This window comes from Botrimarina colliarenosi (assembly GCF_007859955.1).
GTDB classification, from domain to species: Bacteria; Planctomycetota; Planctomycetia; order Pirellulales; family Lacipirellulaceae; genus Botrimarina; species Botrimarina colliarenosi.
The window spans coordinates 427,672-440,510 of the sequence record NZ_SJPR01000004.1 but is presented as its reverse complement, the minus strand read 5'-3'; the positions used below and the strand labels follow the sequence as shown (position 1 = coordinate 440,510).

The 12,839-nt window shown below is 66.1% G+C and carries 4 protein-coding genes and 1 tRNA gene; 4 read left to right on the top strand and 1 reads right to left on the bottom strand.

Translation table 11 applies throughout. The features are described 5' to 3' along the window. Nucleotides 1-47: 47 nt before the first annotated feature. On the top strand, nucleotides 48-710 hold the full coding sequence (locus Pla108_RS15785; protein WP_146445919.1) for a tetratricopeptide repeat protein: 663 nt from the start codon (nucleotides 48-50) through the stop codon (nucleotides 708-710). 33 nt (nucleotides 711-743) lie between these two features. Here Pla108_RS15785 and Pla108_RS15780 read toward each other — a convergent pair whose 3' ends face one another. Further along, nucleotides 744-1,907: a thioredoxin family protein gene (locus Pla108_RS15780; protein WP_197526612.1), complete on the bottom strand. Its 1,164-nt coding sequence runs from the start codon at nucleotides 1,905-1,907 to the stop codon at nucleotides 744-746. Between the two features lie 1,331 nt (nucleotides 1,908-3,238). On the opposite strand from Pla108_RS15780, the gene rho reads away from it, so the two are divergent. From rho to Pla108_RS15765, 3 genes are all read left to right on the top strand, one after another. After that, on the top strand, nucleotides 3,239-4,564 hold the full coding sequence (gene rho, locus Pla108_RS15775; protein WP_146445917.1) for a transcription termination factor Rho: 1,326 nt from the start codon (nucleotides 3,239-3,241) through the stop codon (nucleotides 4,562-4,564). A 241-nt stretch (nucleotides 4,565-4,805) separates the two neighbouring features. Continuing rightward, nucleotides 4,806-4,888, top strand: a tRNA-Ser gene (locus Pla108_RS15770). A gap of 306 nt (nucleotides 4,889-5,194) precedes the next feature. After that, the gene (locus tag Pla108_RS15765) at nucleotides 5,195-12,805 is read left to right on the top strand and encodes a hypothetical protein (RefSeq protein ID WP_146445916.1); all 7,611 of its coding nucleotides are present in this window, start codon (nucleotides 5,195-5,197) and stop codon (nucleotides 12,803-12,805) included. Nucleotides 12,806-12,839 lie beyond the last annotated feature (34 nt).

Sequence of the window (12,839 nt, the reverse complement as noted above, 5' to 3'; positions counted from 1 at the left end):
GGATCGCTTGCCGAGCCCGAACGCCAAGAACCGAAAGGCTTCGATCCGTGGAAGACCGATCCCTCCAGCCGCCACTGATCGTCGCCGCCTACGAGCGGTACCTGCACGATCAAGACTCGGCGACTTTCATCAAAGAAGTCGCGGGCGCCTACACGTGCCCGACGCTTGAGCGCTTGGCCCAGATGTCGGATCGAGCCGGCCGCCGCGCGGCGGTGTTGGCGCTGGGCTTCATGGGAGATTACGGTTCGAACTCCGTTGTCGGCCGCGCATTGACCGACCGCGACCGCGGTGTCCGGACGATCGCCGAGAACGCCGTCCAAGACCTGTGGCGCCGCGTCGGCAGTCGCGAGCAGCGGTTGACGCTCCGCTGCATCGAGCGGATGAACCTGACGAAGCGCTACGACGAAGCGATCCGGATGGCGACCGACCTGATCCACGAGTCGCCCTGGATCGCCGAGGCGTGGCGGCAACGGGGGGCGGCGCACTTCCACCTCTCGCAGTACGAGGCCGCGATCCGCAACTGCCATCAGGCGTTGGAGATCAACCCGTACCACTTCGCCGCCGCCGCCGGCATCGGCCAGTGCTACCTGATGCAGGACAACCCGGTGGCGGCGCTCGACTCGTTCCGGCGGGCGTTGCGATTGAACCCCGGCTTGGAAGATGTCCGCGCCGAGGTCATCAAGCTCCAGCGTTCGATGCGCGACGAGTAAGGTAAAAGCCGCCCCGATCGAATCGCCCCGCCTCTAGCGGATAAACGCCGCGTCGGCGGGTAGCGAAGCAACCCGCTGGGCGCCTTGGGCGTAGGCGGTTGGGTTGCTCCAGAACTTCTCGAGCGTCTGCTCGTTCGAGAACATGTAGAAGCGGCCCTCGAACTCGACGGCGAATTCACGCACGCCCGGCACGCTCTGGCGTTGGTCCACCGCGGCGACGGGGTCCGAGCCGGCCAGCACCGGGCTGTAGGCGTCCGGCTTGCTCAAGAAGGCCTGCTGCGCTTCCTGGCTGGCGAATAGGTAGGTGCGTCCCTCGTGGATGGCGCCCCAGCGGACGTCTCCCTTCGCCCAACGCCATTCATTCTTCATCGTGACGGGGCAGTAGCCGTCGAAGCCCAGGGCGGGGCTCCCCTGCGGCAGCGCCGGCGTCGTCTTGGCCATGACCGGCTCGACCTGCTGGCGTGGCTGCTGGGCCACGGGCGCCGGGGCTACCGGCTGTTGCGGCGCGGCGGCGTACTGGTTGGCTTGCGGCGCGGCGGCTTGCTGAGCCGCGGTCGTCGGAGGCGTCGCCGTTGTCGGCTGACTGGCGTACGGATTGCTCGCCATGGTGGTCGCCGGAGCGGCCGCGGCGGGGCGGTTGAACGATGCGTAGGCAGGGTTCGCCTGCGAATCGCCGGGGCCGGCGTTGGTGGGCGTCGTGGTCGCGTTCGACTGGAAAGCCGACCCGGAATCGGGCGCGCCGGCGGTCGCCGCGGCGTACGCCTGCCCTGACTGCGTGTGGTAATAGGCCGCGACCTGGGTGGTCGCGCTGATGTACTCCATCGGGGTCGCCGGGCTGACGAACGACTGGACTACCTGCCCCTGCGGCGTGACGACCACGTCGGTCGGCACACGGGTGACGCCGTAGGCCTGAGCGAGCTGCTGCGCTTCGTTCGCGTTGACCTTGACCGGGACGAACTCGTTACTGACCGCCATGCCGACCTGCGGCTGGTTGAAAACGCGGGCGTCGAGCAGCTTGCACGGGCCGCAGCTTTCGGTCCAGAAGTGAACCAGCAACAACTTGCCGGTCTGCTGGGCTTCGGCGCGGGCCGCCTGGTAGTCGGACCGCCAAGGCATTCCCTCGGATTGGGCCAGGGTGGAGGTCACGCCGAGCGCGACCAACCAAAGAGCGACCGAGTTGCAAACCAAAGCACGCATGGCGGAGACCCCAGGACGGGCGATTTCGTAGAAAAACAGGAGGGCACGGCTGACTCGACGGTGAGCTTGAGCCGATCCGCGCCTAGTCTGTACATCGGCCGCTGGCGGGCCGGTCTTTGTGCGATTTCGACGGATTGTTCGGGGTTTTCGGATTGGGAGGATCGTGCTGACGGCGCGTCGCTCCCCCCGGCGAAGGGGCAAAAGTGCTGACTCTTGCGCTTGACAGGCCTGCATTGGGGGGGAATACTCCCGGAAGTGACGCGTCCCGAGTGCTTCCGCCTCGTTGCGACGGAAGACGGTTTCCCTTGCGTTCGGTTTCCTTTGCAAGGGTCGCCGGGATACCCCCCGCCAGTCCGTATTGACTGGTGGATTGTCGCTCTCCCCGCTTCAGCCCGGTTATTGTGGCGAAATAGGCCAAGCTTCTTCGTAAGCTGCCTTGCCTTGACCGTGTGCCGGGACGATGAGAGCAACCGACTCGCGTGCGTCACGACCGAGTGGCCTTCTTGGCCCGGTGGCGATACTCTCCGAGTGTCTTCGCTGGAACTCCATGGAGAGTCCGCCCAAGAGAATCGTTCGAGTCGGGTCCTCTCGGGGCCCAAGCTAGCTCGCGGCGAGCACCAACGCTTGCCGTATCGGAAGCGTTCGGTTACCACACCAGTACCTCGGCGCGTGCCGACTTGTTGGAGAACCGTCGCTGCGAGAGTCGGTGAGGTCCAGTTGGCTGCGTTCCCTTTTGGGTGACGTGGCTCCGGTGGTCCAACCGAGCTTGTTCTTTCGTAACGCCCGGCCCGTTGTTTCGCGGACCCGATGGATTGGTTTCCTGAGTGGTTGAAAGTTGCGAGGCGGTCCGGCCGGACAGCTACTACCAGATCTTTGGGGCGTCCCCTAGAACGGCGTGACGTCGCGTTTGACCGTCACGTTCTTAGTAGGAACGCACGATCCCAAAGGCCGCTTGCTTCGTAGGAGAACCGGCAGGACGCCTGCTCCGTCTGTGGAATTGTCCACGAGCCCTTTAAGACACCGTGAGTTTCGTTTCGAAACGATTCTCACTACCGCCAGCACAGGATGCCGCTGGGCGAACCCTTCGCTAGGCCGACCGACGCCGCCTCGATAGCGCAACCGGACGCCTTCTGACGCGAAACGAATCGCCCCCACCGTCTCAAATTGACGTCTTTCTGCACCGCGGCCGCGTTCGGCCGCGATCTCCCCCCACGGCGATCTTTCAAGAAGAAAAAAGTCGACTCCTCCGACGCAACGTTTGACCCCGATCGCCCTTGGTGGCGAGGCAGTCAGGCGGGCGTCTCCTTTGAAGTGTTTCCCCCCTTATGGCGATGGCGAGTAAGAAGCGATCTGGCGGCCGATTCCGCGGCCGGAATAACAACCAGAACAACAATCAAAACAACAACCAGGGCGGCGGCCAGAACAACGGCCGCGGCGGGTACCGTGGCGGGCGTGGTCAACGCCGCCGGGGTGGCGGCCAAGGTGGCGGCTACGACCAGCAGAACGACCAGGAAGGCGACTTCCAGGTTTCTGCCGACCTGGTCCCCGCTTCGGGCGTGCTGGAGATGCACCCCAACGGCTACGGCTTCCTCCGTGACCCCTCGACAAACTTCGTCCGCGAACGGACCGACCCGTTCGTCCCCGGGACGATCATCGAGAAGTACGGCCTCCGCGAGGGAATCCTCCTCAGCGGCATGGTGCAGCAGCAACGCCGCGACCAAGGCCCGCGGATGCGCGAGTTGCTGGATGTCGAAGGCTTGACGCCGGACGATTATCTCTCGGTCAAGGCGTTCGACAGCCTGACGCCGATCACTCCGCAGGAGTGGTACCGACTCGAGACGGGCGCCGAGCCCCTCACCACCCGTGTGATGGACCTCCTCTGCCCGCTCGGCAAGGGCCAACGGGCGTTGCTCGTGGCTCCGCCGCGGACCGGCAAGACCGTGCTGACGCAACACATCAGCAACGCGATCGCCGAGAACTACCCGTACGTGAACCTCATCGTGCTGCTCATCGACGAGCGGCCGGAGGAAGTCACCGACATGCGACGCAGCGTCAACGGCGAGGTGCTCGCGAGCAGCCTCGACTGCGACGTCGAATCGCACGTCCGCCTCGCTCAACTCACGATCGAGCGTTGCAAGCGCCTCGCCGAGATGGGCAAGGACGTCTTCCTGCTGATGGACTCCATCACACGGTTGGCGCGGGCCTTCAACAAGTGGGTCGGCAACACGGGCCGCACCATGTCGGGCGGCGTCGACATCAAGGCGATGGACATCCCCAAGAAGCTCTTCGCGACCGCCCGGGCGTTCGAGGAGGGGGGCTCGCTGACCGTCGTCGGCACCGCGCTGATCGACACCGGCAGCCGGATGGACGACCTGATCTTCCAGGAGTTCAAGGGGACCGGCAACATGGAGGTCGTCCTCGACCGCCGTCTCTCCGACCGCCGCATCTGGCCGTCGATCGACATCGATCAGTCGGGCACCCGCCGGGAAGAGAAGCTCCTCCCGCCAGAGATGCTGCACGCCGCGACGATGCTCCGCCGCACGCTCAGCACGATGCACCCGATCGACGCCATGGAGCAACTCACGACGAGGCTCGGTAAGTTCAAGACCAACGAAGAGTTCATCGCCTTGATCCAAGGCGCCCGGGTGATGGACTGATTCGCTGGCGGCTGACACCGACGCTTCGCTTCGGCTAGAATCCCGCCCGCGAGCGGGAACTCGCCCAAGGCGAGGCGAGATCTTGGCGAAGCCAAGTCGAGACCGCCCAGGCAGCGTTTGGTTCCGGCTCCGCTCGGCTAACACCGAGACGTCGCTTCGGCTAGAATTCCGCCCGCGAGCGGAAGCTCGCCCAAGGCGAGGCGAGATCTTGGCGAAGCCAAGGCGAGACCGCCCAGAAAACGGAGGGTAGGCGAATTGGCTAGCGGCCTGATTGGAATTCAGGTGCCGGGCAACCGGTTGCGGGTTCGAGTCCCGTGCCCTCCGCTGACTGAACAACACGAAGGGCGGCTCCGAAAGGGGCCGCCCTTCGTCGTTTTTTCGCGATGAGACTTGGCGTCATTCGGGCCGAAATGACCATCCCTCAGGTCCTCATGCGGCCATCCTCTTTTCTGACAGAGGGGCCGTTTCGCCGGCACTCTTGGGTGGGCTGGCCGCGTTAGTTTGACAGTTTTGCCGCCTGTGATTATCACGGCGATAGCCGTTTTCTCTTCGCGGCGGCGGCCCGTGGTGCGTTTCTGGGCGGGACCGGCGCCGCGGCCGCGTCACGCCAAGCCCCTCAGGCGCTCCTCGATGGACCCGTTTCGCGCCGTCCGGCGGCTGTTGTCTCGCGCCCGGCAAGACTGGGAAGAAGCGGTCGAGGGGCTGTTCGCCCGGCCGGCCCGCCCGCCGGGGCCGCGACCTCTGCGGATCATGCGGCTCGAGCGCCGGCGCGTCCTTAGCGCCGACTTTACGCTCACCGCGTCGGGACTAGTTCTCAGCGGCTTCGACGGCGCCGATGGCGACACGCTGGCGATCACCCAGCAAGACGACGCCTACCAGTTCACCAACTCGGGTGGGTGGGAGCAGCCCCCGGTCGAGCAGTTGCCCGTGGGGGTCGCGATCGAGGGGAACACCCTCTCGATCGACCGCGGCTTGCTGGCGTCGCTCGACGACGGCCTGGTGGTGCAGAACGACCTGGGGCGGCCGCTCGACGTCCGCTTCGGTGACGTCGATTTCTCAGCACTCTCCGGGCCCGTCACACTGGTCGGACCGTCCGCGGTTGGGCAACAGCAGCCGTTCGCGTTGCTCACAGCTCCGTCCGACGGCTTCCGCCTCGCGGTGGCGCCCTCCGGGACGGTGATGTCGAGCATCAGCGTTTCGGGCGACATCGAAGTCCTTGCGTTCGGCTCGATCACCGACGCCCCCGGCACCCAGATTAACGTGACGGGGAACGCCACGTTCATCTCTCGCGCTGCGAGTCCGGCGGGCGATTTCAACGGCGACCGCTTCGTCAACGACGGCGACTACGCTCTTTGGGCGTCCGCGTACGGGATGACAACGGGCGCGTCGAAATACGACGGCGATGCGAACGGCGATGGCCGAGTCGACGCCGCCGACTACACGGTCTGGCGGGATACGGTGGGGCAACTCGGCCAAGGGGGCATCCAACTCGCCGATACGCCGGGTGACCGCCTCGTGATCGGCGGCGTTGCGACCTTCGACGCGGCCGAGCCGGCGGGCGTCCACGATGTGCTGATCGGTGGCGAGGGGTGGACCGAGTTTGGCTCCATCAACGCCTATGGAGCCAACGTGTTGATTTCAGAAGATGCGACGCTTGAAGACGTTGCGAACGGGTCGCCGACCACCATCGTGGGCACGATCGAGGCGTACAACCTCAGTCTCACCACGGCGGGCCAGATCGAGGTCGGCGCCGGCGCGCGGATTGTGGTTGAGAGCGACGCCTCGTTGACCTCGTCGTACGCCGACTTCCGCGCGGATTTCAACGGCGACCAAGTCATTGACGCCGCCGACTACGCCATCTGGGAAGCGTCGGGCGTGATCGCTTCGGGCGCCATGCGTTCTGACGGCGACGCCAACGGCGACGGCGCCGTCAACGGCGCCGACTATGTGATCTGGCGTGACGACGCGGTGGTGTTTGGTGGAATCGTTGACCCGGCCATGGCCGCCCGCGGCGGAATCCACGTCGCCGGACAACTCGAGGCGGGCGGATTGGTTTCGCTCGTCGCAACCGGTGGGGAGGCGCCTGAGGACCGCTTTGAGATTGCGGTCGACGATGCGGCGACGGCGAACTTCGGCAGCCTCAAGGCAATCGGTGGCGCCGTCACCGTTTACGAAGACGGCGGTACGTTCAAGCCGCACCGCGACGGCTCACAAGCGGGCACGCACCTTGACAGTGTGACGGCGCAGCAACTGCGGCTGGTGTCGGCTGGCCCGATTACGGACCGTGCGGGGGCGGAAATGACGGTCGGCGGCGGCGAGTCGGTTGGTCTTGCCCCGGACGCGACCTTTATCGTCTCGGATGCCGCGCTGATCGCCGATGGCGGACTCGTGCAGGCGATTGTGCTCGCCGATCAAACGACAGGCAGCGTCCGCATCGAAGGCGTCGCGACCTTTATCGTCGAGCCAGTTGCTACCGCGTCGCCTCTGTATGACGGGCCGAAGGGGATCGACGTTGGCGTCGCCGCCAACGGTGCGCCCGCCGTCGCGTTGTTCAATGCGGGTAGCCTGCGGTTCTCGGCGCCGGGGGCGTCGGTGCGCATCGCGGAGGACAGCGACACGGTCTTGGCCGGTTGGGGCGTCTCGACGGAGGCGTTCGCCGCGATCACCGCCTCGCCGATTGCGAGCACCGCCCAAACGCTGGAGCTGTACTCCGCCGGCGGGATTACTGACGACTCCAACGCCGTGGTCATCGTCACGGGCGTCGCGGCCGACGGCAGTCCCCAAACGGACCCCACCGCGAATGCGACGTTTTTCGCTAGCGGGGTCATCAACCTAGCGAACGAAGGACCTAACAACACGCTTTCGGTCGACGGATTGGCGACCTTTGTGACGACCCTTGGGATTTCACGGCCTGGGTTGCTGCTTGGTGTTACGCCTTCCTCGACACCTGCAGAAGCCGATTTGAATTTCGGCCGCCTTCGATTTTACGCCCCGGGCACCGGCGTCACGATCGCCGAGGATAGCGGCGTGCTGTTGGCGGGCTGGGACGCCGACCCGCTGTCCCCAATCGTCGTGGGAATCGCGCCGACGATGAGTCGAGCGCTCAATTTAGAACTCGCTTCAGCGGGTTCAATACGCGACGAATCGACGTCGGACCTTCGCGTTGGCGCCCGCGGTGGATCCGCTACGTTTGTCGCCGCGGAAGACATCGTCCTCGTCGATGGTGGCGCTGGCAATTCTTTGATCGTTGCGGACTCGGCGACCTTTGTTGCCGGACTCGGACGCACCCTGACGGTTGGCGTCATTCCGACTGGCATGGCCGCCGCGGGCGTCTTCGAGTCAGGGTCCCTACGCTTCGCCGCGCCGGGTGGCCTAGCTCGCATCGCGGAGGACGGAGCCACCATTTTGGCGGGTTGGCCGATGGGATCGACGTCGGCTTTGATCGCCACGCCGCCGATGGCGAACGAAGCGCGGACCATCGAGATTACCTCCAGCGGCGCTATCACCGACGCGGTCGATGCGGTCGTGCTGGCGACCGGCCGCAACGCCACGGGCGACCGCGTCTACGACCCCACCGCTTCGGCGAGCTTCGTGAGCGGGTCGTCCATCACGCTCGCCGATCAGGCGGCGAACAACAAGCTCATCGTCGATGGTCGGACGACTTTCGTGGCGTCAGCCGGCGTGTCGGTTGGCGTGACGAACGCAACCACCGTGGCCGCCGCGGAGTTCGTCGCGGGGAGCCTCCGCTTTTCCGCGCCCGGCGCCGCGGTGCGGATCGCCGAGGATGCGGACGCGACCTTCAAAGAAGTCGCCTACACCGAAACCCCCGGCACGCATCTTGCTGGCTGGACGGGACCCGTGGCGTCGCAACAGCTCGCCTCGCCGCCCTCCCGCAGTTTGTCGCAGTCGCTTGAAATCGTCTCGGACGGTCCCCTCACGGACGCGGCCGACGCCATTATCGAAGTGACCGGTGACGCCGGCTTCCGGGTGACGGGCGAGGATTCTCTTCCCCCGAACACGGCGGCGATCGACCTCGCCAATGGCGGCGGGTCGAATCAACTCCTCGTGACGGGCGCCGCGACGTTCGTCTCTGCAGGCGGCCTGTTGGTCGATATCCGAGTCGGCGTCGATACGTCCGGCGCGGCGGCGGCAGCGACGTTCAACGCCGGCACACTTCGATTCCATGCGATCGAAGGCGACGTCTTCGTCGCGGAGGATAGCCCGGCGGTGCTTGGCTCATGGAACAACTTGAACATCGGGCTGATTCGGACGGCAGCAATCAGCGACCTGAGCTGGGCAGGATCGTTCGAGTTGCTGGCGACCGGATCGATCACCGACGCCGACACCGCGATGCTGCGTGTGAGGGACGCGACGTTCGTTTCACAAGGAGGGGTGTCGGGCGATCCCTGGCGGATCAACGTCGCGGACACCGCAAGCAGCCGGATTGTCGTTGAAGGAGTCGCCACCTTTGTCGTGCAAACGCAAGGGAAGGGCGTCAGCGTTGGCGTCAACAGTGGGGGCACGCCCACCGAAGGCGCCTTCTCTGCAGGCTCGATTCGTTTTTCAGCTCCCACCGGCGACGTTCGTGTTGCCGAGGCCCGTACGGTGACCCTCGGGGGTGGGACCTATGGCCTGAATCCTGGGACGGTGCTCGCCGGTTGGCCCGCGACAGGTCTGTCACCCCTGATTGGCTCGCCGACACCGACCGAAAGTTCGGCGCGCTCGCTCGATCTCGTTTCCGTCGGATCGATCACCGACGCGATCGACGCCCGGGTGGCGATCACCGAAAACGCCGCCTTGCTTGTCAGGGAGGCGGCGAACGTCGGCGTCGGCGGCACGGCGATCCGGCTCGCGGACGACAACACGGCCGGTTCTCCCAATTCGTTCCTCGTCGGGGGCGACGCATCCTTCATTTCGCAGGGGGCGTGGGGCATGGACCTAGGAGTCGTTGCCACTACCGGCGCGCCGGCTGCGGCGACATTCCAGACCGGGGCGATCCGCTTCTCGAACACCGGCGGCCTCATCCGGATCGCGGAAGACAACGGCGTCCAACTAGCCGAGTGGAGCGATCTGACGGGCGGCGTCCTTGGGCAATCGGCGGGTCTGGTTCAGAGCTCGGCTGGCGCTCTCGAAGTCGCCGCCGCGGGAGCGATCATCGACGAGCCCGGCGCCGCGGTGGTTGTCCTCAACGACGCGACGTTCCGGGTTCTTGCCATTGCAGGGGTCTCAGGTAACAAGGCGATCCAGCTGGCGGACAGCGGAGCCGCGAATCGCTTGGTCGTGAACGGGCTGGCGACCTTCGAGGTCGTGCAAACGGCGACCAACCCCAACGCTAAGGGGATCGACGTCGGCGTGATCGAAAGTGGCGCTCCGGCCAACGCGACATTTACGGCCGGCTCGCTCCGCTTCCGCGCGCCGGGCGGCATGGTGCGGATCGCCGAGGACAACGGCACGCTTCTCACCAACACGACGGGCGACGCCAGTCTGGCCGACGAGCTGTTGCTGCAAACCAACGGCGTCATCACCGACTCGCCAACCGCCAACTTGCAAATAACGGGCGACGCGACGTTCCGTGTCCTCGCCACCGGCGACCTTTCCAACACGGTGGTGATTGTTCTCGCCAATGCGGGGTCGGCCAATCAATTGCTTGTTGACGGCGTCGCGTCGTTCGAGGTCGTGCAGCCGGGCGCCAAGGGAGTCGATGTCGGCGTCGCCGAGACGGGCGCCCCCGCAGCGGCGATTTTCCAGGCCGGGTCGCTCCGCTTTCAGGTCGATGGCGGAAGGGCACGATTCGCGGAGGACAACGACACGATGGTCGCCAGTGGCCAGAGTTTGGCAAGCGACCTTGAGTTGTTCGCCATCGGCTCGATTGGCGACGACGACGACGCCACAACTACCATTGAGAATACGGTCGCCTTGAACGCTTTCGCGACAGGTGACGACGCGCCGCTGGGCGACGTGGTGCTCGGCGACGGACCGGCAAAGTTCTCGATCACCAACACGCAAATCTTCGACGACGCCCAGTACCTGGCAGTCCGTGCGAACAGCGTTTCGGTCGAGGCCGACTCGGCAATCAACGTTCTGACCGGTTCGGAGGCGCTGCCGAATTTGGCGGGCTACGGGCAGTTTGCGGGCGTGTTTTATCTGTCGGCGAAGAACGCCGTTTCGCAAGTGAACCGGGGCGAGCTGACTCCGCTGTCGGCCTCCCACGTTTCGGTAGCTTCGGACAACAGCGCGGTGTTGCTGCGGTTGCTCGAGGTGACGAGCACCGACGGCGCCCCGAACCTGCAGATCAAGGCGGGCGCTCCCGAGTCGATCGGTAGCCCGCTGGCGGCGGGAGGGACGATCTCGGACCGCTTCGAAGTCGCCGCGATCCCGACGCCGAACAACTCGGTGGTCACGCCGGTGATCGTCGAGATCGACAGCCCTGTGGACGGCAGCCGGCCCGATCAGGCGCCACGAAACCCCGACCGCGGTCGGCCCGTACCCGCCGGCACGACGCCGCGCACCGATCGCGGCTTTGAGGACTTGCTCACGTCGACCGGGGACAACGCCCAGCTGTTCGAAACTCGCAGCGACGGCACGAACGCCAACACCGGCGTCGCGGTCGCGCGGACCATCGACGACGCTTACTCGGCGATCGTCATCGTCACTGGCGACGTGGTGGTAGGCGACGTCGCCGACCCGGCGGGCCGAGCGGTCGACGCCGACGCGGCCCGTGGCTTTGTTGTCGATGAGGTCGGCAACGCTTACTTGGCGACGCAGGACGGCGGCGACGTGCTCTTCACCAACCGCGGCCGGCAGGGCGATGATTCGCCCGACGCGACCGTCGTGCAGATGGCGGGGGGCGTCTTCACCGCTGTCGCCGCCGGGGCGTTGACGATCGACACCGTCGAGCCCGACCAGCAAGGTTCCGAGTCGGTCGTCTACCGCACGACCAAGTTGCAGAGCAAGACGGGCGTCGTGACGAGCGTCGCGGCGCAGGACGGCGTCGACTCGTACGGCCCGCGGGCGATCCTCGACCCCTCGAGCGAACGGGCCAACGCGGCGACCACCGGCCTCGTGCGGGCCGACCAAGACTTCGAGCAACGGCTGACGCTCGCCCTCGGCTCGCGCGGCGAAGATAACTTGCTGGTCGAGATCGAGTGGGCCGACGTGGCCGACATCCGCGAGGCGAGCGAGGCGAACCCGCGTGACCTGCCGCGCGACCCGAACGGACCGGTCAACGAGGTCGGTTCGACCAGCGTCCCCGGTACGACCGAGCACGCCGACCTGACCCAGGTCGTTCGCAATGAGATCGAATCGAACGTCGCCGATCCCGACGTGACCGGCTACGAGTACCAGCAGCTCGAGGGGGAGTTCCGCGTCGGCACGCTGCGGCACCTCTACTCGCGCGAGTTCGTGCCCAGCAACCCCGCGCAAGACACGCTGCCGACGACCGTCCGCGTTTACAACGACCCGGCGATCAACCTCTACGACCAGGGGGGCGCCCGCGATCTCAACAGCGCAAGCTTCGTGATCGCCCCGCGGATCATCACGCTGCCCCCTCCGGGGTACTTCCTCATTTCGCAGCCGGACTTGCCGCAAGAGTACGAGCCGGTGACGACGCCGGTCGCCCGGAGCGAACCGACAGCGACGGGACAACAAACTAGCGTCGATATCGGGAAGGCCGCCGTCGCCTCGACCGCCGAAGAGGTGCTCTACGGCCGGGTCGATAGCGACAACGAGTGGCTCACCGACATCCCGGGCGAGTCGTGGCCCCAGTCTCGCGACGATGCCGAGGGGAACTTCTTGCGAGAGATCCGCGACGAGATCGACGACGGGCCCTACTCCGAGGGCCGTTACATCATCAAGGTGGTGACGCCCCGGAGCGAACAACTGCTCGAAGAGTGGGTGAAGGGGGACGACGGGGAGTCGGAAGCGGCCGCCACGCCGGTGGATGCGATCGACGTCCCGGTTGACCCAGTCGCCCCAGAGGGCCCGATTGACGGAGCCGATGGGAACGCCGTCGGCGATCCCGTGGACGCCGCGGCGCCGCTGATCCAGCCGGTCGACAGCCCGCTCGGGGCTGACTTGACCGGTGGCGCCGAACGTAGGGCCGCCGGCAACGCCGCTTTTGCCGCGATGGCCGCGGTTGGCGTCTGGCGGCGTCGCCTCGATCAGACCGGACCGTTTACACTGGACGCCGATGGCGTGGCGTTTACTCGATTGAAACGACAGCGGCGGAAGCACGGCGGCTAGCGAGCCGCCGGCCCTCCGTGGCGAGGGCCCAAGA

What these genes read in the sequence shown, in the direction of transcription:
- Pla108_RS15780 (WP_197526612.1), bottom strand. Translation starts at nt 1,907, where the DNA reads ATGCGTGCTTTGGTTTGCAACTCGGTCGCTCTTTGGTTGGTCGCGCTC.
- rho (WP_146445917.1), top strand. Translation starts at nt 3,239, where the DNA reads ATGGCGAGTAAGAAGCGATCTGGCGGCCGATTCCGCGGCCGGAATAAC.
- Pla108_RS15765 (WP_146445916.1), top strand. Translation starts at nt 5,195, where the DNA reads ATGGACCCGTTTCGCGCCGTCCGGCGGCTGTTGTCTCGCGCCCGGCAA.